General features: G+C 63.6%; 22 protein-coding genes. 13 read left to right on the plus strand and 9 right to left on the minus strand.

What is annotated here, in order from left to right; all coding sequences use genetic code 11:
* Positions 1–184: 184 nt before the first annotated feature.
* Positions 185–2,623 carry a GcvT family protein gene (locus tag ORS3428_RS11365; protein WP_071097550.1) on the minus strand — a complete coding sequence of 813 codons (2,439 nt, stop codon included), beginning with the start codon at positions 2,621–2,623 and terminating at the stop codon, positions 185–187.
* Between the two features lie 113 nt (positions 2,624–2,736).
* Positions 2,737–3,765, minus strand: a complete 1,029-nt coding sequence (locus tag ORS3428_RS11370) for a L,D-transpeptidase family protein (protein ID WP_071097553.1) — start codon at positions 3,763–3,765, stop codon at positions 2,737–2,739.
* A gap of 423 nt (positions 3,766–4,188) precedes the next feature.
* Between ORS3428_RS11370 and ORS3428_RS11375 the strand changes: the two genes are divergently transcribed.
* The 4 genes from ORS3428_RS11375 (at position 4,189) to ORS3428_RS11390 (ending at position 7,588) form a co-directional block, all read left to right on the plus strand.
* Entirely contained in the window at positions 4,189–5,508 is a 1,320-nt protein-coding gene (locus tag ORS3428_RS11375; RefSeq protein WP_071097555.1) for an aspartate aminotransferase family protein, read from the plus strand.
* Positions 5,509–5,533: 25 nt separating this feature from the next.
* Positions 5,534–6,688 (plus strand): NAD(P)/FAD-dependent oxidoreductase, encoded by a 1,155-nt coding sequence (locus ORS3428_RS11380; protein ID WP_083355093.1) that lies wholly within the window; start codon positions 5,534–5,536, stop codon positions 6,686–6,688.
* Between the two features lie 271 nt (positions 6,689–6,959).
* The gene (locus ORS3428_RS11385) at positions 6,960–7,304 is read left to right on the plus strand and encodes a hypothetical protein (RefSeq protein ID WP_071097559.1); all 345 of its coding nucleotides are present in this window, start codon (positions 6,960–6,962) and stop codon (positions 7,302–7,304) included.
* Positions 7,301–7,588, plus strand: a complete 288-nt coding sequence (locus ORS3428_RS11390) for a hypothetical protein (protein WP_071097561.1) — start codon at positions 7,301–7,303, stop codon at positions 7,586–7,588. Before ORS3428_RS11385 ends, ORS3428_RS11390 begins: the two co-directional genes overlap by 4 nt.
* Positions 7,589–7,828: 240 nt before the next feature.
* Here the strand turns inward: ORS3428_RS11390 and ORS3428_RS11395 are convergent, their stop codons facing one another.
* The 3 genes from ORS3428_RS11395 to ORS3428_RS33645 form a co-directional block, all read right to left on the minus strand.
* Positions 7,829–8,455, minus strand: a complete 627-nt coding sequence (locus tag ORS3428_RS11395; protein WP_071097562.1) for a LysE family translocator — start codon at positions 8,453–8,455, stop codon at positions 7,829–7,831.
* 198 nt (positions 8,456–8,653) lie between these two features.
* The gene (locus tag ORS3428_RS11400) at positions 8,654–9,094 is read right to left on the minus strand and encodes a hypothetical protein (RefSeq protein ID WP_071097565.1); all 441 of its coding nucleotides are present in this window, start codon (positions 9,092–9,094) and stop codon (positions 8,654–8,656) included.
* A 163-nt stretch (positions 9,095–9,257) separates the two neighbouring features.
* The gene (locus ORS3428_RS33645; protein WP_201788306.1) at positions 9,258–9,440 is read right to left on the minus strand and encodes a hypothetical protein; all 183 of its coding nucleotides are present in this window, start codon (positions 9,438–9,440) and stop codon (positions 9,258–9,260) included.
* Positions 9,441–9,729: 289 nt separating this feature from the next.
* On the opposite strand from ORS3428_RS33645, the gene ORS3428_RS33275 reads away from it, so the two are divergent.
* Entirely contained in the window at positions 9,730–9,903 is a 174-nt protein-coding gene (locus ORS3428_RS33275; RefSeq protein ID WP_157895954.1) for a hypothetical protein, read from the plus strand.
* A 411-nt stretch (positions 9,904–10,314) separates the two neighbouring features.
* The gene (locus ORS3428_RS11410) at positions 10,315–12,177 is read left to right on the plus strand and encodes a putative bifunctional diguanylate cyclase/phosphodiesterase (protein ID WP_244507928.1); all 1,863 of its coding nucleotides are present in this window, start codon (positions 10,315–10,317) and stop codon (positions 12,175–12,177) included.
* A gap of 107 nt (positions 12,178–12,284) precedes the next feature.
* On the opposite strand, the gene ORS3428_RS11415 is transcribed toward ORS3428_RS11410, so the two are convergent.
* Positions 12,285–13,823, minus strand: a complete 1,539-nt coding sequence (locus tag ORS3428_RS11415) for a CYTH and CHAD domain-containing protein (protein WP_071097572.1) — start codon at positions 13,821–13,823, stop codon at positions 12,285–12,287.
* A gap of 334 nt (positions 13,824–14,157) precedes the next feature.
* On the opposite strand from ORS3428_RS11415, the gene ORS3428_RS11420 reads away from it, so the two are divergent.
* A complete protein-coding gene (locus ORS3428_RS11420) occupies positions 14,158–14,619 on the plus strand; it encodes a phasin (RefSeq protein ID WP_071097710.1) in 462 nt (153 codons plus the stop codon).
* Positions 14,620–15,293: 674 nt separating this feature from the next.
* On the opposite strand, the gene ORS3428_RS11430 is transcribed toward ORS3428_RS11420, so the two are convergent.
* Positions 15,294–15,926 carry a hydrolase gene (locus ORS3428_RS11430; protein WP_071097576.1) on the minus strand — a complete coding sequence of 211 codons (633 nt, stop codon included), beginning with the start codon at positions 15,924–15,926 and terminating at the stop codon, positions 15,294–15,296.
* A gap of 258 nt (positions 15,927–16,184) precedes the next feature.
* Positions 16,185–17,072: a pirin family protein gene (locus tag ORS3428_RS11440; RefSeq protein ID WP_071097581.1), complete on the minus strand. Its 888-nt coding sequence runs from the start codon at positions 17,070–17,072 to the stop codon at positions 16,185–16,187.
* A gap of 121 nt (positions 17,073–17,193) precedes the next feature.
* Between ORS3428_RS11440 and ORS3428_RS11445 the strand changes: the two genes are divergently transcribed.
* Positions 17,194–18,120: a LysR substrate-binding domain-containing protein gene (locus ORS3428_RS11445; RefSeq protein ID WP_071097583.1), complete on the plus strand. Its 927-nt coding sequence runs from the start codon at positions 17,194–17,196 to the stop codon at positions 18,118–18,120.
* 97 nt (positions 18,121–18,217) lie between these two features.
* Here ORS3428_RS11445 and ORS3428_RS11450 read toward each other — a convergent pair whose 3' ends face one another.
* On the minus strand, positions 18,218–19,111 hold the full coding sequence (locus tag ORS3428_RS11450; protein WP_071097585.1) for a LysR family transcriptional regulator: 894 nt from the start codon (positions 19,109–19,111) through the stop codon (positions 18,218–18,220).
* 261 nt (positions 19,112–19,372) lie between these two features.
* On the opposite strand from ORS3428_RS11450, the gene ORS3428_RS11455 reads away from it, so the two are divergent.
* From ORS3428_RS11455 to ORS3428_RS11475, 5 genes are all read left to right on the plus strand, one after another.
* Positions 19,373–19,768, plus strand: a complete 396-nt coding sequence (locus ORS3428_RS11455) for a (R)-mandelonitrile lyase (protein ID WP_071097587.1) — start codon at positions 19,373–19,375, stop codon at positions 19,766–19,768.
* Positions 19,769–19,793: 25 nt separating this feature from the next.
* A complete protein-coding gene (locus tag ORS3428_RS11460; RefSeq protein ID WP_071097589.1) occupies positions 19,794–20,810 on the plus strand; it encodes a zinc-dependent alcohol dehydrogenase family protein in 1,017 nt (338 codons plus the stop codon).
* A 6-nt stretch (positions 20,811–20,816) separates the two neighbouring features.
* On the plus strand, positions 20,817–22,031 hold the full coding sequence (locus tag ORS3428_RS11465; RefSeq protein WP_071097591.1) for an arabinose transporter: 1,215 nt from the start codon (positions 20,817–20,819) through the stop codon (positions 22,029–22,031).
* Positions 22,032–22,106: 75 nt separating this feature from the next.
* A complete protein-coding gene (locus tag ORS3428_RS11470) occupies positions 22,107–22,316 on the plus strand; it encodes a hypothetical protein (protein ID WP_071097594.1) in 210 nt (69 codons plus the stop codon).
* 47 nt (positions 22,317–22,363) lie between these two features.
* The gene (locus tag ORS3428_RS11475) at positions 22,364–22,912 is read left to right on the plus strand and encodes a cupin (protein ID WP_071097596.1); all 549 of its coding nucleotides are present in this window, start codon (positions 22,364–22,366) and stop codon (positions 22,910–22,912) included.
* Positions 22,913–22,933 lie beyond the last annotated feature (21 nt).

Consider the following 22,933-nt stretch of genomic DNA (forward strand, 5'->3'; position numbering starts at 1 on the left):
GGCATCCATATACATTAGTGCTCCATTGAATGCCATTCGTCTCCCGGTGCTCCGTTCGGGCAACCCGGTTTGACCTCAAGTCGAGCGAAGGACAGCGGGAGCGCTCGCCGCAGCGGCGCACGGCATGCGTACACGTMGCAGCCAGGCGCCCCATCGCCATGTAGCCGACGGCTCAGCCGCCTCATTACATCCTTGGCCTGTCGTTGCCTGGATCGTAAGGCGAATCCGCGATCACCTCAGCGACCTTCCATTCTCCCAGGATCGCGACGTCGAGTTTCGTGCCGGGCTTCGAAAGATGCTCGGGCAGCAGCRCCAGCGCCACATCATGCCCGAGCGCATAGGCGTATCCGCCCGACGTTATGCGCCCGACCAGCTCACCATTGATGTAGAGGCCCTCGGAGGCAAGCGTGCTTGCGCCGTCGGTTTCGATCTTGAGGGTCACCGAGCGGCGCTGGTCGTTCCTTTCCTTGTATTTCAGGACCGCGTCGCGCCCGACGAAATCGCCCCTGTCGAGGCGGATGAAGCGCTCGAGCCCGCTCTCCAGCGCGTTGAGCTCCGGGTTCATGTCGCGGTACATGGCGCGATAGGATTTCTCCAGCCTGAGCGACTCCAGCGCATGCAGCCCGACGAGCCGCATGCCGTGCTTTTCGCCTTCCTTCAGAAGCGCATCCAGCAATTGCCTCTGGTAGGCCATGGGATGGTAGAGCTCCCAGCCGAGCTCGCCTTCGTAATTCACGCGCAGCAGCCGCACATCGCTGGCCAGGGCGACGCCGCCCGTCTTCACGCTGAACCAGGGGAAGCTCTCGTTCGAAAGGTCGATCTCGGTAAGGGGTTGCAGCACGTCTCGCGCCTTTGGCCCGACCACGGTGAAGCAACCGCGATCGTTGGTGACGTTCTTCAGGCTCACGCTGCCGTCGGCGGGAAGTAGTTTCGAGAGATCGTCGAAATTCCAGCGCTCCGCGCGCGGCGTCGAGATGAGGTAGAAGCTGTCCTCGTTAAGGCGTGCCACCATGTATTCCGCCTGCACGCCACCGCCGACAGTCAGGTGATGCGTGAGCGCCACCCGGCCCATCGAGGGCAGGCGGTTGGCGAGGATCTTGTCCAGCCATGTGGCCGCGCTCGGCCCCGACACCTCGAACTTGGTCATCGGCGTCATCTCGACCAGGCCGACGGCGTTGCGCACCGCCTGCACTTCCTCGCCGACGAACACGCCCTTTGGCGTCCAGCGCCAGCTGTACTGGTCCTTGGCCTCGACGCCCTTCGGCGCGAACCAATTGGGCATCTCCCAGCCGTTGAGCACGCCCCAGACGGCGCCGAGCTCGGTCAGCCTTGCATAGGACGGCGCCGTTTTCTGCGGCCGCGCGGCGGGCATGTCCTGGCCCGGATATTTCTGCTCGGCATGCGTGCCCCAGGCCTCGCGCACCTTCTCGCGCGTCCAGGCCTTGTTGGCATAGTCGCCGAAGCGGCGCGGGTCGAGATCGGAGGTGTCGAGGCTGTTGCCGCCTTCGACGATCCGCTCCGACAAATAGTAGCCGATGGTGCCGCCCCACAGAATGCCACCCGGCACGCCTTCGGCCAACCAGACATTGGGCAGGCCCCAGGCCGGTCCCATCAAGGGAAGCTCGWCCGCGGTCATCTGGAAGGGGCCGCGGACATTGGCCTTGATGCCCACCCGTCCCAGCGCCGGGACAAGCTGCAGGGCCTGCTCCCAGTTCCACGACACCGCCTCGAAATCCTCCTCGACCAGATCCGCACCAAACCAGGCGGGAACGCCGTTTTCGGCGAAGAGCTTGAGGTTTGCGGTGCGCTCGTAGGGCCCGAACATCAGGCCGTCGCCTTCCTCACGCAGATAGCCCTCGAAACCTTCGTCGCGCAGGATCGGCATTTCCGGCCGTCCCTGGCGCTTGCGCTCCACGATCTCCGGCACCGGCTCGGTGATCCAGTATTGGTGCAGGATCGGGATGGCGGGGATGTCGAGGCCGAGCAGCGCGCCGGTCTGGCGCGCGTAATTGCCGGTCGCGCAGATCACGTGCTCGCAGGTGATGTCGCCCTTGTTCGTCTCGACCAGCCATTCGCCGCTGGGCGTCCGCTTGAAGCCGGTGACCTCGGTGTCGAGATAGACCTTGCTGCCGAGGTCGCGCGCGCCCTTGGCCATGGCGTGCGTCACGTCGGCCGGCGCGATATGGCCGTCATCCGGGTGGTAGAGCGCGCCGAGCATGTGGTTGTTGTCGAGAAGCGGGCAGAGCTCCCTGGCCTCAGCCGGCGTTAGCAGCTGCGCTCGCATGCCCTGGACGTCGGCAACGCTCATATAGCTCTTGAATTCGTCGAACCGGTCCCTGCTGTTGGCGATGCGCAGCTGGCCGCATTTGTGCCAGCCGACAGGCTGCCCGGTCTCGGCCTCCAGCCCTTCATAGATCTCGATGGTCTTCTTGATCATCCGGCCGACATTGATGTTGCGGGCATAGGATGGGATGAGGCCCGCCGCATGCCAGGTTGAGCCTGCCGTCAGCTGGGTGCGCTCGAGCAGCGCGACGTCGGTCCAGCCGCGCTTTGCCAGGCCGTACAGGATGCCGGCACCAACGCATCCGCCGCCGACGATCACCACTCTCGCATGTGCTTGCATCGAACCACCAATTCCAGATCGTTTCCAAAGGCGAAGCCGAAGCTACAGGCGACGGGAGGCCGTGTAACGTTCTGAAAAACTAGGGATGACGATAAATTGGGCTTATGCAGCGCTCACTGTTCGGCGGTCGCCGAGGTAGCGCCATTCACTGCGGCTCCGTCCTGCGCGGTCTCGTCCTTGAAGTCGACCTTCGTGCCCGGCTTGACCATGGCGGCGAGGTCTTCGGCATCCCAGTTGGTCAGCCGGATGCAGCCATGCGAGAAGGTGGTGCCGATCTTGCCGGGATCGGGCGTGCCGTGGATACCGTAGCTCTCGATCGAGAGGTCGATCCATACCGATCCGACCGGATTGTTCGGCCCCTTGGCGATGGTGAAGGGCCGCTTGGTCTTGACCCCCTTGAAGGCGAATTTCGGATCGTAGTGGTAGGTCGGATTGTGCACCACGCGCCTGACCTCCGCCGCACCGCTCGGCGCCGGCTTTTCCTCGCTGCCGATCGAGGCGGGGTAGACCGCAAGCGGCTTGCCCGTTGGGTCGAGCGCACGCACCTGGCGGGATGCCTTGTCGACCTCGATGCTGCCAATCTCTGGAGGTGGGTCAGCCCGGCCGATACCAGGCACCACCAAGGTCGCGTCGGCCTTGGTGAAAGTGGTTTTGCGGTTGAGCATCCTCAGCAATTGCTCGCCGACATGGAAACGCTCCGCCAGTTTCTCCCGCGCGCTGCGATAGCCGAGGTGTTTGAGGTGGGCCATGCTCTCCATGCGCACCGGGATGCGCCTGGTGAAGGGGCCGCGCACATCCTTGGCCGTCACCTGATAGGTCGTCAGCACCGGGCCGGCGGAGGATGCCGTGAGCTTGTCCCAGGTTTGCCGCGTCAGCTTGCCGTCGGAAGGCAGTCCGTTCGCCGCCTGGAAGGCCGCGACGGCCTTGGTGAAGTTTTCCGAAACGCGCCCGTCGATCAGGCCGGGCGAGAAACGGGCGCGATCGAGAAGAACCTGCGCCTTGATCAGCATCGGGCTGACGCCGACGGGCTCGTCCTCGCTGAACTGGGCCTGATTGACCGCGTCGAGGTCCAGCCCGGCTGCCTGCGTCCCGCCGCAGGCGAGCACGAGCCCCACCACGGCGACGGCAAGGAGCCTGACCATCGACCTCACTCCTGGGTTGCGACTAGAACCTGTCTCTATGACGCGGCAGAACCGATCTGGTTCCTGCCGCGGGGACCCGCTTGGAGATCATCGCGGGTATGCAAGTCCCCCGGGGACGTTATGTTTTTGAATTTTAAGCTGGAACCCAGTTCCCAAGAGCGCGGTTTGCTGGCATGATTATATAAGGGCCTATGCATTTTCCGATTCCAAAGGCCCCCCATTCTGGTAACCGACGGCTCCCCCAACGCCCCCCGCCCATGCCGTCGGTTGCCCCATTTGGCGTGATCTCCGAAAACAGCCAGTCGCGAAACGCCTGGAGCTATGTCCGGGGTGGAGCCATTGCGCCGAGCCTGCTGTAGGCTATTGTCCAGGCGTCCTTCAGCTTCCGCGCCGCGCCGCTCGCTCCAATTCGCTCTGAGAACCATGCCCCACTATCCCGACGCCATGCCTGCATCGAAGACCCTGTTCGAGCGCGCCAAAAAGGTGATRCCGGGCGGGAACACGCGCACCACGGTCTTCGTCGATCCGTTTCCGATTTATGCGGCACGGGGCGAGGGGTGCAGGGTGTGGGATGTGGACGGCAACGTCTACTACGACTGCATCAACAATTTCACCTCGATGATCCATGGCTACACGCATCCGGATGTAGCGGCCGCGGTGGTTGAGCAGGTGCCTTCCGGGACCGCCTTCGGCGCCCCGACGCTCAGCGAAATCGAGCTGGCCGAACTGTTGGTGGATCGATTGCCTTCCGTCGACCAGATCCGCTTCACCAACTCCGGCACCGAGGGTGTGATGATGGCCATCAAGGCCGCGCGCGCCTTCACCGAGCGGCCCAAGATCGTCAAGATCGAGGGCGCCTACCACGGCTCTTACGACTTTGCCGAAGTCAGCCTGGACAGTTCCCCTTCCAATTGGGGAGWCCTGCCGACTTCGACGCCCTATGCCAGGGGGACGCCGCGCGGTGTGCTGGACGACGTGATCGCGGTGCCGTTCAACGACATTGAAGCCTTGCGCGCGGTCTTTTCCTCGCAGGGCGAGACCATCGCCGCCGTGCTGATCGACCCCATGCCCAATCGGGCCGGACTCGTTCCGGCGCGCAAGGACTATCTGAGCGCGATGCTCGAGATCGCCCATGCGGCGGGTGCCCTGGTGATCTTCGACGAAGTGATCTCGTTTCGCCTTGGCTACTCGGGCGCGCAGGGCCTGTGGGGCATCAGGCCCGACCTGACGGCCTTGGGCAAGATCATCGGCGGCGGCTTCCCGGTGGGCGCCGTCGGCGGGCGGGCCGACATCATAGCCGTGTTCGACCCGACCCGGGGCAAGCCCGCTCTTCCCCATGGCGGCACATTCACCGCGAACCCGGTGACGATGCGCGCCGGCCTTGCCGCGATGCGTGCGCTGACGGAAGACAGTTTTGCCCATCTCGATCGCCTCGGCAGGCTGTTGCGCGAAGGGATCGCGGCCTCGCTCGAAAGGCATGGCCTTGCCGGCCAGTGCGTCGGCCTGGGGTCGCTCTTCAAGGTTCATTTCACGTCTCATCCGGTGACGGATTACAGGTCCGTCTATCCCGGCCAGGCCGAGCGCAAGAGGCTCGACGCCTTCCATAAGGGGCTGCTTGGGCGTGGTGTGTTGTCGGCGAGCTACGGCTTGTTCGCCCTCTCGACCCCCATGTCCGAGGAAGATGCTCGAAACATCCTTCGGGCGATCGACGAGACCTTGGGCGAGATCGCCGGTGAGCCCTGACCGAATTGCAGCGGACGGACCGTAAATGGCAGCCTCTCCTCATGTCGTAGTCATCGGCGCCGGCACATTGGGAATGTGTTCGGCGCTCAACCTGGTCGAGCAGGGCGCCCACGTGACGGTGCTGGAAGCGCAGTCGATTGCCTCAGGCTCGAGCGGGAGGTCGGTCGGCGTGGTCGGAACGCAATTGACCGACCCGTTCGAGATCATGCTTCGGGTCCATTCGCTGCGCCGGTTCCGCCAATGGGAGAGACAGGGCCTCGGCTTCAACCATATCGGCTATCTCCGGCTGGCGCGGACGCCAAGGCAGATGGAGCTGTTTGCGAAATCGGTGAAGATCCAGGAAGAGGCCGGCCTGCGCTCCCGCCTCTTGCGCGCGAACCAGCTCACGCAGCTCGTTCCGCATCTCAACCCGGAAGGTCTCGAGGGTGGGCTGTTCGGACCCGACGACGGCTTCCTCGATCCTTATGAGATGTGCAACTTCCTGGCGGAGATTGTTCGCGCGCAAGGCGGCCAGATCCGGCAGTACCGCAAGGTGCTCGGCGTAGCGAGGCGCTCCGCCGRCTACACGCTGGCAACCGATGGTGACCCGATCGATTGCGACGCCGTCGTCAATGCGGCCGGAGCCTGGGCGCCTCAAGTCGCCGAACTCTTCGGCCAGCGCCTGCACATTTGGCCCGAGCGCCATGAAGCGATCGTCATCCATCTTGACCAGCCACTCGACTACACCATGCCGATGGTCATGGACCTCGTGAACGGGGAAGGGACCGGCCTCAATTTCCGCCACGAAAAGAAGGGCGAACTCATCGCCGAGATTCACAAAGTGAATGCGAACGCGCCGGAGGACCCCGACAACTACAACGACCAGTGCGACGACGAGTCGAAATTCAAACTGGCCGAACTTCTGATGGAGCGGGTACCGGATCTGCCCGGCGCGCGGCTTGGCCGAGGCTGGGCCGGCCTTTACCCCGTGRCGGCCGACCACCGTCCCTTCGTGGGGCCGATCGATGCTTCCGAACCGACATTGATCACGGCAGCCGGCGCCGGCGGCTACGGTATCCAGCTGGCCCCGGTAATCGGACAGATCGCGGCCGACTGGGTTCTGCACGGCGCCCCGATTTCCRCGCCCGGCACCGAAAGCCTGTCACCGTCGGCAAGCCGGAACATACCCGTGAACGGGTAAGGGGAGGGATTGCCTGGGGCAAGGGCATCATCGACGGCGACCAGAGATTGGTCCGGCGGCCTCCGGACAGCCTTGAAAGAACCTTCCGTTCACCCCTTCAGAACCGAAGCCGATGCAGCCGCCGTCGCGCCGGCCTCGCAGCGCGGCAGCTTCAGACACAGTTCAGAAACATACCAGAAAAACTCCAGAAACCGTTCAGGCGTATAATGGGGGTTGAGGGTCGGTTCATCGGCTGCCGCACTGCGGCACTTGTTCGGATTAGCGACAAGCGATGCAAAGGTTCTCGATCAGCTTTCTAGGTGCGTTGCTCGCCATTTCGCTTGCCGCCGGCCCGGTCGAGGCAGCCGAGGCAAAGGTTGCGACCAGCCGGGCCGAGCGCTGCGCCAATCTCAGCCGGCAAGTTGACGAGGCCCTCGAAACCCACGCCGCGGCAACGCAGGTCACCGCGGCAAAGGCGCTGCAAAGAAAGGGCAACCGGTTCTGTGCCGACAAGAAGCAGGCGCAGGGAATCCGAATGCTCGCAAACGCCCTGAAGCTGCTTGGCGTGACACCGGTCGAGCCCGATGCAGTGCCCCCCAAAACCGATCTGCACAACAACAAGGAAACCAAGCCATGAAAAAGACCCTGCTCTCCGTTCTTGGTCTGAGCGTTGCTCTCGCCTTCTCGGTCCCGGGCCTAGGCAATGCGGCCGCCAAAATGACCACTGCCCAGGCCACAACGACGACCACTCCGTCGACGACCACTCCGTCGACTACCGCGCCTGCCAAGAAGAAGGCCAAGGCTTGCAAGCCGACCAAGACGCACAAGTGCCCGGTGAAACACAAGAAGCGCACCACGAAGAAGAGCTCGTCGTCCTCGTCGACAGCGCCCTCAACAACGGCGCCCAAAACAAGCTATTGAGCTCAGCCCCGTCCTGAGAAGGCCGTCACCTGGACGGCCTTTTCTGCTGCGACTGCCGCAGGCTGGGTCTAGCCAAGCAGACCGTCGCCTCGCTTCGGCGGCACCRCCCAGCCCGTGAAAGCGCGATTGCCTCCGCGACTGCCCTTTGTCAGTCGGCGGCGACATCATGCATGTCGCTCAAAAGTGCGCAGCGGTTTTGGGGAAACGACACGCTTCAAAACAAAGACTAAAGCGGCGCACCTATCGATGAGACGTCGCGAGTTTCAGTGCTAGTCCAACGAAGACGAGCCCGGCGATCTTGTTGAGYCAGACCTGCCCCCTGTCGGACTGACGCAGCCACCGGCTGAGCGATCCAGCCAGTATTGAGATCAGCGTGAAAGATACGAACGCGCATATGATGAAGATGCCGCCCAGCATCAACATCTGCACCACGATGCTGCCCCGCTCCGGTGAGGTGAACTGTGGTAGGAAGGCCAGAAAGAAGACCGCCACCTTCGGATTGGTCACGTTCATGACGATCCCGCGTATATACATCTGCCCCATGGGCTTCGGCTTTCCGCCGGAGCTCGTCAGCGCCTCCGGCTTTGCGCGAAACGCCTTGTAGGCGAGATAGAGGAGATAGGCCGCGCCGATCACCTTGAGCGTGCTGAAGGCGACTTGCGAGGTCTGGAAGATGGCCGCCACGCCGAGAGACACCGCGACCGTGTGGACGATCAGGCCGGTGCAAAGGCCGAGCGTGACGAACACGCCCACCATGCGGCCATAAAGGGCCGACTGGACGAGAACGAACAGATTGTCTGGACCGGGCGCCCAGGCAAGCAGCGTTGCGGCTGCGATGAAGGCAACGATCGTGTCGAGTGGAGGCATGRCCGGGCGCTTCCGATTTCCGATAAGGTCTTTTGCACGATCTCTGCATCTTCCGCAAAGGGTCGGAAGCCGTTCGCGCTTAGACGTTGAATGTCGCGAAGGGGCGCGTGCCCGCGTCTCAGTGCGCGACGGCTCGACGGCCGCCGCTCCGACAGCGGCAGCCTCGGTTCCGCAGCGTGACGAGCGAGATGGGGGCCCTTACCTCACCGTGATGCTCATGCCGCTGAGATCGGCGTTGACTTGCAGGCCTACCTGCCTGCCTGTGAGTTCGAGCTGGGCGCCCTTGTCATTGGTCATCACGATCACCTGGGCCCCTCTGCCGAGCGCGGCGCCGCCGCCAGCTGCGCCGTACACGCCCGTCACATCCCGGGCGCGGCGTATGTGGCGCACGGTGCCTCGAAAATAGGTTTTGGAGGCACCGAAGGCGAAGCCGCCCGAGATGCCGCCGACCGAGATGGGATATCGTCGGCCATGGAAGGTCAGCGTGCCGTCGCCCCCGGTGCCGCCGACGAAGAAGGCCGCCTTGTAGACGGCGAAGCGGATCGTGCCGCTGTCTGCATGCGCGGCCGTGGCAAAGCTGATTCCTGCGGCGGCGATGACGGCAACCGCGACTGAACGAAAGCTGGACGAAATCTTCATGTGAGAGCCTCCTCGAGAGCGCCGCTCGCCCGTCCGGCCGGGCATGTCAGCGTCGCATTTAAGCGATAGCTGAACAGTCTCGAACGCCATTAGTTCCAACCACGCGGGCTGAATCCGACCGTGAGAGGACAGGGGCTGACGCCGGACAAGCGGCCGGGGCCATTCACCTGAATCTGCCGAGGAATTGGCTGACGTACAGATCCACCAGGCTGGCAACGCGCCAGTGAAATAATCGCGCGACCACTCTTTGGCGCCCCACAACCGTCACGGCATGTTCTGTTGCGAGTTTGAGCAGCGTTTCCGCGACTTCCTGGGCCGACCAGCCTTTGAGAAGGGAGGCCTTCACCAAAGCCTCGAATGCGGGCTCAAGGGCAACCTCGCAGTTGATCGGGCGGTCGGGGCTACCTTCAGAGAGYAGGGGCGGTTCGACTGGTGGTCTGGGAGCCATGCACCCAGAAAGCGCAAACGCGGAAATTCGTTCCGCTTGTCATTGGCGCTCCCGGCGGTAACCGGCAGCRGACAACACCGTCACGGAACGGCGTTGTCCTGCCGGCGGGCATTTTTGCGCTCGGACACTGACTTTTAATGAAACATTTCCGGGTCTTTGCGAGTTTGGCGTCAAGGAGGATTGCGACATGAGAGAACACGTCGAAGATCGTTCCCAAGGCCAGACCGACAGGCAGCTGGTCGCTATGTTGAAAGAGAAAACCGGAATTTCGGAGGCGGAAGCCAGTGAGCTGATAAAGGAAGTCGGCCACGACCGTGCTTCGCTTCTGCGAGAAGCGCGATTCCTGAAAGCGAAGCATTGATCGAGCCGCCACGCCGATCACGACCATGAGCTGGAGTGCCTGCTTCGCCTCAGTTCATCGCGAGCCGGCGCGCGCGTCCGCGCCGACAAGGGGAGGCAGCGTCGGTGTTCTGGGAGAAGAAAATTGGGAACGACCGTAGTCTGACAGACCGAGCGGGCGGGTTCCAAATCCGCCTTCACCAGAACCTACCTTCGTATGGGCTCGCCGGGCTGGCCACCAATCGAGCGAGTGCGCCGTAAGCTGCTGAAATCCTTAACGTGATTTTCATTCCGAGGGCTTAGCTATTTGGTTGTCATGAGACAACTCAAGCAGCCCCGCCCAGCTTCCGCCCCTCGGGGGCAAAGCGAATCCGTGGAAGCGGGGATTCTGCGGGATCAGCTCGCTGATCTGAGGACGGGGCTCTTCATTTCGATGCCCATCGGCACGGTCCTCTCGGGCCTGATCCTGGCCGTGCAGCTGCTCTCGGGCGGCAGCCTTGCGGCGGTGCTGTGGTTTGCCACGGTCAGCATCATAAATAGCGCCCGCATAGGACTTGCGCTCGCCAAGCCGGATATTCCCGATGGCGGGCCCGTCGCCGCCCGGCTTTTCCGTTTCGGCATGTTGGCTTTGGCGTCGGGCGTCGCCTGGTCTTTTCTGGCCGTGATGTCGAACGGATACACCACGCCGCAGGCGCCGCTCTATCTCATCGTTCTTGCGGGCCTGTCGGCCGGCGCGGTCGCCTACGGAGCGTCATATTCGCCGGCCTCGATCAACTTCATGACGCTGCCGCTGCTGATCACCGCCGGATGCGTGCTGGCGAAAGGCAATATCGAAAATTTCGTCCTCGGCTTCACGATCCTGCTTTTTCTCGCAGGGATGATCAGAAGCGCGATACTCGGCCAAGCCCGCTTCAAGGAGACAAGCCGCCTCAAATACGAGGCGAGGGAGTTCGCCGCCCGGATGGAGCGCAACTCCAGACGCGATCCGCTGACAAATTTGCTGAACAGGTACGGGCTCGAGCAGGCCATCTCCCAGCTCGGCGCATCCGACGGTCCGTTCGTGGCCATGCTGATCGATCTCGACGGCTTCAAATCCGTCAACGACACCTATGGCCACAATATCGGGGACGACCTCTTGGTCAGGGTCGCGCGCAGGATAGAGAACCATGCGCCGCCAGGCGCAACGATCGCGCGCATCGGCGGCGACGAGTTCGTGCTGCTCTTTCCCGCCTTGAGGTCGCCGCATTCGGCCGAAGAGTTCGCATCCTTGCTCATCGCCGCCATCTCCAAGCCGGACCCGGCGTTGAATTCTGTGCGCGTCGGCGCTTCGATCGGCATTTACGTGTCGGAGATGCCTCGATTGACCGAGATGCTACTGCGGGCGGACTTCGCGCTTTACGCGGCCAAGCGCAGCGGCAGGAACGAATACTGTCTCTTCGATGCCGCGCTCGACCACGGGCTCGAACGCAAGCACTGCATCGAGCGCGACCTGCGCACAGCGATCGAAGCCGGAGCTGTTTGCTCATGGTTCCAGCCCATCGTGCGGCTGGATACGCATGCGGTCGTCGGCTTCGAAGCGCTCCTGCGGTGGCGCCATCCGATCCATGGCGCCATCCCCCCGCCCGAGATCGTCGTCGCGGCGCGCGAGAYCGGTCTGCTTTCCCTGCTGACCGAGACGGTATTTCTCAATTGCTGCTCCATGATCGAGGAGCTCGCCAGAAGCGGGCGCCAGGATGTGCGGGTCGCGATGAACCTGTCGCCGCGCGAGCTCGAGGTCGGCAATGTCGATGACATGATCCTGGACGGCCTGAGGACGAAGAATGTCCCCGTGGCGATGCTCGAGATCGAGATCACGGAAGAGGCGCCCGTGGATCGCGACAGGGTCGACGAAAAGTTGGGGCGCCTGGCCGACGCGGGCATATCGATCGTGCTGGACGATTTCGGCACCGGCTTCTCGACGCTGGTGTCGCTGAAGGACAGCCGCATCCGAAAAATCAAGATCGACAAGGATTTCGTGCGCAACCTGGCCAAGTCGGTTGAAGATCAGGCTGTCGTCAAGGCCGTCATCGATCTCGGGCGAACGCTGGGAATTGCGGTCATGGCGGAGGGCGTCGAGACCGACGCCGATCGCCTGATCCTGCGCTCGCTCGATTGCATGATCGCGCAAGGATTCCTCTTCTCGGCCGCACTTCCCATGCATGAGGCGCTGGCCTTCGATCCGGCGCCTCTCGACAACGCCGCCGGCAGAGCCGCCTTCGACCCGGCAGGACTGCGCCGAACCGGCAGCGCGGCCTAGACAATCTCYGCCATAACCAGCTGATCGGAACCGAAGCGAAAGCCATGCTTGCGGGGACACCCTTGCGCCAAAAGCGCACCCGGTCGCCCGGCTTTGCCTTCCTCTCTTCACTTCCAGAACAGGCGAGTCTGCTTTAACTTTCGCCAAAGGGCCTTTGCGCCGCCATGCTCGGCGCGCACCTGGCTTGCTCCGATCGTCCAGCCGATGGCGCGCTGCGCGGCCGGGTCGCTGGCGGCATGCGTCTCCGGCAGCAGGGCTTTGGCTGTGGCGGCGTCGTTCAAATCACCAAAGACCTTTTGAAGTTTCTTCAGGCGCTTCAGGAGCGGATCGACACGCTTTGCCGGGTAGAGCGAAGAGAAGAACTCGACCGCATAGCGCAGTTTCTTGAGCTCCTTGCGCAATTTGTGACGCTGCTTTGTATTGAGCGTCGCAATCCCGCGTGCGCGCTTGCGCACCCGCTTCCACCGCTTCCTGAGCGCTTGCCGGGCCAACTTGGTGACCGGCTTTGCAAGCCGCGTGGTCTGGCCGAAATCCTCCGGAACAAGCCAGCCGCGTGTCTCCACGAACCGCGTCAGGTCGATGAGCAACGCTTGCACGCGCGCCCCGGCCAGCAGCTCGCGAAGGCGCTCGCGCACTTCCGTTGCCTCCTGTGAGAGCGCGCTGGAAAGCGCGGCAAGACCTGGTTCATTTGGCTGGGCTCCGGCCTCCCCTTGTACGATGTCGTTCGCCACCACATCGAGATCCCTCAGCCTTCCGACCTCCCGGCCAAGCCAGCGTGCCTCGTCGTTCAGCCGTTCTAATTCCGCACTCTCGAGCACCCCGTTGTAGACGGAGAACACGCTGCGCAAGCGGCGCAGGCCGATCCGCAACTGATGCGGCCCTTCAGGATCATCCAACTTTCGGACCACCACGACATTGGTGGCGATCTGATCCACGCACTCGCGAAGAATGTTGCGCGCCGCGTGCTCGGCGATCTCATCCGCATCGAGCGCAACGTCCTCGGCCTTTCGAGGTGCCAGGGGCGGGTCGATCCGTCCCTCTTCCGCAAGAAGATAGCCGCGCGCCGCCTTGGAAAGCCGCGAGAACCTCAGTCCTCCATCAGGAAACAGCATATGCGCGATCTCGAACAATCCCGCCRGACTGCCTTCGAGGAGCTCGATTTCCACTTCGTTCAGGTCGGCCGAGCGGCTCCCCGCCCGAATCTGGCCGACATCGACGGCCAGTTCCGCGCGGRTGCCGTCCGCAAGCGACACTTCGCTGGCCGAACGCTTGATCACCGTCTCACAGACGGGCTCAATCGGAGCGCCGTTGACGCATTGAAGGACCTCGTCGCGCACCGAGTCATCCGGAATCGCCTCAGGGCAGGCCCGACCGCCCGGTGCCGGGTTCTCCACCTCACCGACCTGCGAAAGGCCACCGTGCAGTTCCGCCCTGGTCTTGACGGTCTGCACCCAGTGCCGCCCGTCGCGCCTGAGCCTCAACGCTATCCCAGCCTTCTTCAGCGCGTGTTCGGGCGTGTCCAGATAGATGCTTCTCAGCGTTTTCGTTGTTGGGCTGCCTGTGGCCAGTTTCGAGGCCTTGACGYGCGCCCAGAACTCGCTGGACGGCGCTTCGTCGAGGATGAATTTCAGCTCGACTTMGCTCATCTGACGGATTTGTACCGGTTTGGTTCTAAGCGTAACCCATCCGGCACGGAGCGACAACCGACCGTGGGATGCGACTTGTGAAGCTGCAGCGTGCCGCGCGGCCGATGGTTGCCGCGTCACGGTCGCTCGTCACGGAGCGTCACGTCGAAAGTGGGCCAGCCAGCGTGCGCCTTTCCTGTATGACGTCGTGAGCGTCATGCCCTCGTTGACACGCCCCTATTCGCGTGRCCCGCTCCTCAAAATTCATCTCAGCTTCATAATACCGTTGCGACGATTTCGTACATGAAGGAGGCGGCTTTGCCCTGAGGCCGCTCTTTGGAAAAGGATGGAAAAAATGGCCAAGATCCCCGGCAAGACCGAAACGATCGAAAACGCTGAATCCCCTACCTTCGAACCGTCCAAGACTACCGAGCAGGTTTACTCTGTCGCCGAACAGGGCGTTGAGCACTCGAAGGAARCATTTTCCAAGCTGCAATCGGACACCGAAACGACCCAAAGGGCTTTCGAGTCCAGCCTTGAAATGGCCAAGACCGCCCGTAACGAGGTGTCCTTGAAGACGATTGCCGCTCTGCGAGCCAATGCGGAAGCCGGCTTCGCGCACCTCGAAGCACTGGTTGCCGTGAAGTCGCCGTCCGAGTTCCTCGAACTGCAGGCGGCTTTTGTGAACAGGCAGTTCGAAAATACCGTCGAGCAGGCCAAGACCCTGCAAGCCGCGATGCTGAGAGCCGGTGAGGACGCATCCAAGCCGATCAAGGATGCCTTCGAGAAGGCTTGGAAGGACCTGCAGGCCGCTTGATTTGCGAAGCCCGATTGTGGCTTGGACATTGGTAGCCGGCGAAGGGCCGGCTTCGGCCGAGAGCGCGTGAGCCTCGGCGATGTCACGGCTGACAGGGTTTCCCGGCACATAGGCCCTTGATCAGGGAGGGCACCAGAGGGAATTTTGCAGTTGACTCTAACCCGGTCCTGCCCGAACAAATCTCCTACCAAACATTTGGGCGGTTCCACCAAACTTTTGGGGGTAGGGGTTGATGCCGATAATACGCCTCGCCGGAAGTAGCGGCTTGTTTGAACCTGACGAGCTGTCGCTTCTCCAAGACACCTTCGACCAAATCTGCGCCCGAGGCGGGATCGACCGCAAAAGCGAGCAGGCCGAAGTGGTGGCCGCGGATCTTATTGTCCGCTATCGGGGCGGGCTGCGCGGGGAAGAACTGTTTCGTGCTGTTCTGGCGAACAGGACGCCTCCGGCGGCGTCCCCTGATGRCACCTCTCGGACGTAGCAACGGCACGACATGCGAGGGGAACCGGAGCGCGTCGATGACGACCGCCATCGCCCGGGAGCGTTGCCGCGGCTGAGGCAATAGAGGTGACCGCCCGGGAAGGGCAGGTCGGTCGTCGAGCGCGAGCGCAAGCCGGCCTCGACAACGTGGCTGGGGTGGCCACAGTATGGCTGGCCCGGTTTCTGGTTGAGCGTTACCCCTTGAAATCCCTTTCGGGGTTCGAGCCGTCCCAGTTCTCGAAGACGTCCATAAAGCCGGGGACGGTTTCCCCTCGCGCCCAGTCGCGCTGCAACTCGCAATAAAGCTGTGTCTTGCTGATGAGCTTGGCACCTGCCTGCTCGACACGGCGCAGGGCGGCCTCGTGGGCGGCCACGGACGTCCCACCGACTGCGTCGGCGACGACGTAGACCTCATAGCCTTCCCGGAGCGCGTCGAGTGCAGGGAAGGCGAGGCAGGCTTCCGTCCAGAGTGCTGTCATGATGAGCTTCTTGCGTCCGGTCGCAACGACCGCCTTCTTGAACTCGACATCCTCCCAGCTGTTGATGGTGGTGCGATCGTAGGTCGGATAGTCCTTGAGGAGATCCGCAATCGGCTGGATCGGCGGCTTGTTCTTTCCCGTCGCGACATTCACCGTCGAATGAATGATCGGAAGCTTGTAGTTGAGCGCTGYCTTGACGGTGTGGACGATGTTGAACACCAGTTCCTTCTGGTCCATTGAACGGATGGAACTCACCTGGATCGGCTGGTAGTCGATCAGGATGAACGCCGAATTCTGCGGTGTCAGAAGGTGGTCTTTCGCGGGATCACGAATGGGTTCACTGGACATTGTTCACTCCTCTCTTGCTGTTGAAGCAGCCCACGCCGCTACAGGTTCGTTCCGCAAAGGAATGGCCTCTGGCCAACGCGGGTCCCAGCCAGGCCGCGATCACATCGATGCGGCAACGGACTTCCGGCGGTCAGATATTGTCGAAGCCGTCTCCGGCCGACGCCGATAGCGGTCGGACCTTGCGAGATGATCTCGTCGCCGGCATCCAGCGGTCCGCTACGCGCCGATTATCGAGCATCATCTAGTTGGGACCATAGGTCACGACCCTGCCGCGCGCTCGGCTTCGCGGATCGCGCCGAACTTGCCACTCTGAAAATCAAGCATGGCCTGTTTGATCTCCTCCATTGTGTTCATCACGAAAGGACCGTGAGCGGCAACGGGCTCGTTGATCGGCTCGCCGGTGAGAACCAGCAGTTTGGCATCATCGCTTGCCGCGATGGTGATCGCGCCGCCATCGCGGCCCAGGATCGCCGTCTGAGCCGCGCGCAGCACATCGTGGCCATCGATCTCGACGGCCCCCGACAGCACCACAACGGACACCGTATGTCCTTCCGGGATATCGAGACTGGCCTCCTTACCCTGGCGAAGGAGCACGTCCCAGATATTGATCGGGGTGAAGGTGCGCGCCGGCCCTTTTGTACCTTGGAAGTTGCCGGCAATGACTCGCAGCCTGCCGGCGCCGTTCGACAGTTCGACCAGCGGAATGTCGGCATCGAGCAGGTTCTGGTAACCAGGCTTTGCCGACTTGTCTTTCGCCGGCAAGTTGACCCAGAGCTGCACCATCTCGAAGTCGCCACCTTTTCTGCCAAAGGCAGGGGAATGGTATTCCTCGTGAAGGATACCGGAAGCAGCGGTCATCCATTGCACATCGCCTGGGCCGATCACGCCGCCTGCACCGGTCGAGTCACGATGCTCGACCTCGCCGGAATAGACGATCGTCACGGTTTCGAAGCCCTTATGCGGATGCTGGCCGACGCCGCGCCRCTCAGACGTCGGCTCGAACCGCGCCGGACCTGCATAGTCCAGCATGATGAAGGGGCTGATATGCGCGCCCTGACCATGATGTGAGAGCATGGTGCGGACGGGAAAGCCATCGCCAACCCAATGCTGGYGCGGCGCACTGTAAATGCCGAGGATCTTTCGCATCGCTTGTCTCCTCTCCTTCGGCCGATTGCATGGTTTATTGATTGAAGATTTAGTGCGACGACGATAGCGGGGATAGATGCGTATATTGACCAGTCTGTCCTACACATAGGACAACAAGGCCATGCATGACCTCAATGACCTCTACTATTTCGTGCAGGTTGTGGACCATGGCGGCTATGCGGCGGCCGGCCGGGCGATTGGCCTGCCGCGATCGAAGCTCAGTCGGCATATCATGGATCTGGAAGATCGGCTCGGCGTGAGGCTGCTGCAGCGCTCAACACGCAAGCTGACGGTCACGGACATCGGCCAGGAATACTATCGCCATTGCGTCGCCATGCTGGTCGAGGCGGCCGCGGCGCAGGAGGCGATCGAGCGATCGCATTCCAGCCCGAAGGGGCTTCTGCGCCTTAGCGCGCCTTCCGCGCTCATCTGCTTCGAGGTTGGGCCGATGATCGCGCGCTTCATGGCGGCCAACCCCGGCGTGACGGTGGAGCTGGAGTCGACCTCCCGTCGTGTTGACGTCATCGCGGAAGGTATTGACGTGGCGCTCCGTGTCCGCTTCCCGCCACTGGAGCATTCCGATCTCGTGATGCGCAGACTGGGCGAGAGTCCGCAGCGCATGGTCGCAAGTTCCAAGTTGATCGAAGGCATGGCCCAAACCCTGGTGCCGGTCGACCTCGGCAATCTGCCGAGCATGGATTTCGGACCGTCGCTTCCGAAGCATGTATGGGAATTGAACGGTGCGGATGGAGCGTCCGTGACTGTCACGCACAAGCCGCGTCTCATCACCGACGACATGTCGCAATTGCTTCACGCCGCAATCGAAGGCGTTGGCGTGGTCAAACTTCCAAGCATGGTGGCGGACGAGCACATCGCGTCCGGCCGACTGGTTCATCTTTTGCCAGCCTGGACACCGCGCGCAGGCATCGTCCATGCCGTATTCCCGAGCCGGCGCGGCTTGCTGCCCGCGGTCCGCGGGCTTCTCGACTTCCTGGTGGCAGAATATGCGCGACGCGGCGGAACCGGAGATGAGAAGACAACACCGTAACGGTGAGAAGTTGCCAATGCGCCGTATTGCCGACTTTCATCCTGCGATGCGCGGTTCCTGCCGCTGGCCCAATAGCCGTCTCCCCGACCGCGGCCGCTCAGTTGCGATGCCGGAGCGCGTCGATGACCACCGCCATCGCCCGCGAGAGCTGCCGCCGGCTGGGGTAATAGAGGTGATAGCCCGGGAAGGGCAGGCTCCAGTCGTCGAGCGCGAGCGTGAGGCGGCCCTCGGCCAGATGTCGGGTCACGAGATTTTCGGGAACGTAGCAGATGCCGTAGCCGCTTAGCGCCGCGTCGATCATCGGCAGGGTCGAGTTGAAGGTCAGCTGGCCGTCCACCCTGACCCTGACCTCGCGGCCCTTCTTCTCGAACTCCCAGGCATAGAGCCCGCCGGCCGCGGTCTGGCGCAGGTTGATGCAGCAATGCCCGACCAGGTCCTGGGGCGTGCGCGGGGCGGGGTGACGGGAAAAATAATCCGGCGAGGCGACGGCCACCAGCCGCCAGTCCGGGCCGATCCGCACTGCGATCATGTCCCGGTCTACGCTCTCGCCAAGCCGCACGCCGGCGTCGAAGCGCTCCTCCACGATGTTGCGCATGCCGTTGTCGCTGTAGAGCTCGACGCGCAGGTCGGGATATTCGCTGAGCACCGGCTCAAGCTTCGGCCAGACGGTCGTCTGCAGCGCGTGGTCCGACAGGGTTATGCGGACGGTGCCCGAGGGCTTGTCGCGAAAGGCGACCAGGCCTGCGAGGTCGGCTTCGATCTCCTCGAAACGCGGCGCAAGCGACTGGTAAAGCCGCTCGCCTGCCTCAGTGGGCGCCACGCTGCGCGTCGTGCGCGTAAGCAGGCGAACGCCGAGCCGCGCCTCCAGTTGCTTGATGGTGTGGCTGAGCGTCGACTGCGAGGTGCCGAGCTCCGCCGCCGCCTTGGTGAAGCTGCGCTCCCGGGCGACCGCCACGAACCAGAGCAGATCCTTCATGTCCTCGCGCTGCATAAAGGGCAACCTCCAAGAGCAATTCCACGAGAAGGGCGCAGCGGTTTTCTGTCCGGAATCGCGTGCAAACAAAGAGGATTTATATCACAGTCCGATAAGTGCATGCGGATTATCTCGTCTAGTCGGATCGGTTCCGCGGCCATATCTTCCCGCAAGTCAGCGCGCCCAGCCGCRCCACGGCCAGCCCCGGCCACGCTAAAACGTCCTCGGCAGTGCGGCGAGTTCCCGCTCCACATCGAAGGCATTTGACAGGAGATCACCATGGACATTCTTCGCGCAGGCACGAGGCCTTCCGGCAAGGGGCCGGCGGACTGGTTCACAGGCACGGTCCGCATCGATCCGCTCTTCAACCCGTTCGACGCCGAGCGGGTGCAGGGAGCGCAGGTGACCTTCGAGCCGGGCGCCCGCACCGCCTGGCACACGCATCCGCTCGGCCAGACGCTGATCGTCGTCTCCGGCCTCGGCCGCGTGCAGCGCGAGGGCGGCCCGGTCGAGGAAATCCGGCCCGGTGACGTCGTCTGGTTCGCGCCCGGCGAGAAGCACTGGCATGGCGCATCGCCTCAGACCGCGATGGTTCACATCGCCGTCCAGGAAGCCAGGGACGGCAAGGTCGTGGACTGGCTGGAACATGTCACCGACGCCGAATACGGCGCCTGATCCCGATCGAACGAAAGGAAGCAAAATGCTCGGAACCGTTCTCCACAAGCCCGGCGACATCCGTTGCGAGGAGGTCGACGAGCCGAAAATCCTGCGCCCGACGGATGCCATCATCAAGCTGTCGGCGAGCTGCATCTGCGGCTCGGATCGGTGGCCCTATCGCGGGCTGCAGCCGGTCGAGGGTCCGATGCATATGGGCCATGAATATTGCGGCGTCGTCGTCGAGGTCGGCAGCGAAGTGCGCACTGTGCGCCCCGGCCAGTTCGTCGTCGGCTCGTTCTGCCTCTCCGACAATACCTGTCCGCATTGCCGCTTCGGCTTCCAGTCTTCCTGCGTACAGCGCGAGTTCWTGTCGGGCGCGCAGGCGCCCTATGCCCGCGTGCCGCTGGCCGACGGCACCCTGGTGGCGACGTCGGAGGTTCCGCCGGCCGAGCTGGTGCCCGACCTTCTGGCCGTCTCGGACGTGCTGGGCACCGGCTGGTACGCGGCCGACGCGGCAGAGGTTCGCGACGGATCGACGGTTGTCGTCGTCGGCGACGGCGCGGTCGGCCTGATGGGCGTACTCGCGGCCAGGGAGATGGGTGCGGAGCGCATCATCGCCATGAGCCGGCACGAGAGCCGCCAGAAACTCGCCCGCGAGTTCGGCGCCACCGACATCGTGGCCGAGCGCGGCGAGGAGGGCATCGCGCGCATCAAGGAGCTTACCAAAGGCGTCGGCGCGGACTCGGTGCTGGAATGCGTCGGCACGAGCGAATCCTTCGACCAGGCGCTGGCCTGCTCGCGCCCCGGCGGCACGATCGGCTATGTCGGCGTGCCGCATGGCGTGAGCTTCGACGGCCAGCGCCTGTTCTTCGGCCAGAAGCGCATGCTCGGCGGCCCGGCGCCGGTGCGCCGCTTCCTGCCCGACCTGATGGATCGCGTGCTTGCCGGCAGGATCAAGCCCGGCAAGGTCTTCGACCTCAAGCTGCCGCTGGCCGAGGTCGCCGAAGGCTACCGCGCCATGGACGAGCGCCGCGCCATCAAGGTCATGCTTGAGGTCTAGGCGCCGATGGTCTCGACGGACACTGCGTCCGAGCGCAGCGGGACGATGGCGGCGTTGGCGCCGATCATGGCGGCGGTTTTCGCCGCCTTCCTGCTCATTGGCCTGGCGCTGCCGGTCCTGCCGCTGCACATCCATGACGGGCTGGGCTTCGGTCCCTTCGCGGTCGGGCTGGTGACGGGCAGCCAGTTCGTCGCCTCGCTGCTGTCGCGCGTGGGGGCCGGGGCCTATGCCGATGCGAGCGGCGGCAAGCGGGCGGTCGTCATCGGCCTCGTCGCCGCCGCGTTGGCCGGGCTGATCTATCTCGGATCGCTGGCGTTGCTCGACCGGCCGATAGCGTCCGCGTCGGCGCTGTTCGTCGGCAGGGCCGTGCTGGGTGCGGCGGAAAGCTTCATCATCACCGGCGGCGTGGCTTGGGGGCTCGCCCTTGCCGGCGGAGAACACTCCGGAAAGGTCATTGCCTGGGTGGGCATGGCGATGTTCGCGGCGCTGGCTCTCGGCGCGCCTGCAGGCTCTGCGCTCTACGCGGCCGGCGGCTTCGCCGCGATTGCTCTCGCCACGATGGGTCTGCCCCTTGCAACGCTTCTTGCCGTCCTGCCGATGTGCGCCATCAGGCCCTCCGGCACCGCCACGGAGCAGTCATGGATGAGCGTGGTGCAAGCGGTCTGGCTTCCGGGCTTTGCCGCGGCCCTCAGCAGCCTCGGCTATGGCGCGATCCTGTCATTTGGGGCGCTGCTGTTCGCCGAACGCGGCTGGCACCCGGTCTGGCTCCCCTTCACGGCCTACGCCGCATCGCTGATCGCGGCGAGACTCTGTTTCGGCCAACTGCCCKACAGGCTCGGAGGCGCCCGCGTCGCCGCGATCTTCGTGGCGGTCGAGGCGGCAGGACTCATGCTGATCTGGCTTGCGTCCGGGACGGTCCTCGCGACCGTCGGCACCGGCCTGACAGGTCTCGGATACTCGCTGGTCTATCCCGGTCTCGGAGCCGAGGCCGTCAGGCATCTGCCGGCAAGCAGCCGCGGCCTCGCCATGGGGCTCTACACCGTGTTCCTCGATGTGGCGCTCGGCTTCGGCAGCCCGGCGCTCGGTCTGGTCGCCGCATCGGCCGGACTGCAGTTCGTCTTCCTTGCCGTGGCGGCGGCAGCACTTCCCGCCTTGGCCATCGCGCTCCTGCTGCGCCGCCAGCCGAGAGGCCTGCCGGCGAAGGACGCCGCCGCAGGCTGATGCATTTCGCCCAAAAAGAGCGTGGAACTTATTTGTCTGATTTAAGTTCTACATGAGCCCATTGGGGGAACTGCGATGTCCGAAAGCGAACGAGAACGTCAACTGCGCCTGCAGTCACAGAAGGAATTTCGCGTCCAATTCCTTGTGAAGGAAACCGGCATCGCCGAGGATAGCGCGCGCGAACTGATTGAGTTGATCGGTCTCGACGTGGGATCGCTGGTTCGCGAGGCGCGCTTTTTGATGAAGGAATACGCCGCAACGCTCYGCGACCGGTCAAAGGCCTAGCCGGCCCGTTGACAMGTCCTTCATCGGAACAGGAAAGGGTCACGGTCATGCCAGGACCAGCGAAGCTTGCGGAACTCGTCGAGCGGCAGGAACCGCTGACCTTCCGTTTCGAGGATGACGGTCTGGTGCCCAACCATCCGCGCTGGCCGATGATCGTCTACCCCGGGGCCGTGGCGCTGCCGGACGATGTCAATCCGGCCTCCGTCTTCGAGGATCTCTTCAGCACCAACGGCTGGGGCGATAGCTGGCGCAACGGCATCTACGATTACGTCCACTACCATTCGCGCATCCATGAGGTACTGGGCATCGCGCGCGGCACCGCCGAGGTGCGCTTCGGCGGCGACAAGGGCAAGGTGCTCACCGTCAAGGCCGGTGACGTGGCGATCCTGCCGGCCGGCACCGGGCACCACCGCCTGTCCTCGTCATCCGACCTGCTGGTGGTCGGCGCCTATCCGCCGTTCGGCACCTATGATCTGTGCACGCGCGCCGAGCAGCATGCCGAGGCGCTGCGCACGATCCCCAAGGTCGCCCGTCCGGAGAAGGACCCGGTCTATGGCAGCGAGGGCCCGCTGCTTGCCGCGTGGAAGGAAGGCTGAGGGGATCGCTTCCGTCTCGTC

This window comes from Mesorhizobium sp. ORS 3428, assembly GCF_001854785.1.
Lineage (GTDB): Bacteria > Pseudomonadota > Alphaproteobacteria > Rhizobiales > Rhizobiaceae > Mesorhizobium.

What these genes read in the sequence shown, in the direction of transcription:
- ORS3428_RS11370 (WP_071097553.1), bottom strand. Translation starts at nt 3,765, where the DNA reads ATGGTCAGGCTCCTTGCCGTCGCCGTGGTGGGGCTCGTGCTCGCCTGC.
- ORS3428_RS11385 (WP_071097559.1), top strand. Translation starts at nt 6,960, where the DNA reads ATGCAAAGGTTCTCGATCAGCTTTCTAGGTGCGTTGCTCGCCATTTCG.
- ORS3428_RS11390 (WP_071097561.1), top strand. Translation starts at nt 7,301, where the DNA reads ATGAAAAAGACCCTGCTCTCCGTTCTTGGTCTGAGCGTTGCTCTCGCC.
- ORS3428_RS11400 (WP_071097565.1), bottom strand. Translation starts at nt 9,094, where the DNA reads ATGAAGATTTCGTCCAGCTTTCGTTCAGTCGCGGTTGCCGTCATCGCC.
- ORS3428_RS33275 (WP_157895954.1), top strand. Translation starts at nt 9,730, where the DNA reads ATGAGAGAACACGTCGAAGATCGTTCCCAAGGCCAGACCGACAGGCAG.
- ORS3428_RS11445 (WP_071097583.1), top strand. Translation starts at nt 17,194, where the DNA reads ATGCATGACCTCAATGACCTCTACTATTTCGTGCAGGTTGTGGACCAT.
- ORS3428_RS11450 (WP_071097585.1), bottom strand. Translation starts at nt 19,111, where the DNA reads ATGCAGCGCGAGGACATGAAGGATCTGCTCTGGTTCGTGGCGGTCGCC.
- ORS3428_RS11455 (WP_071097587.1), top strand. Translation starts at nt 19,373, where the DNA reads ATGGACATTCTTCGCGCAGGCACGAGGCCTTCCGGCAAGGGGCCGGCG.
- ORS3428_RS11475 (WP_071097596.1), top strand. Translation starts at nt 22,364, where the DNA reads ATGCCAGGACCAGCGAAGCTTGCGGAACTCGTCGAGCGGCAGGAACCG.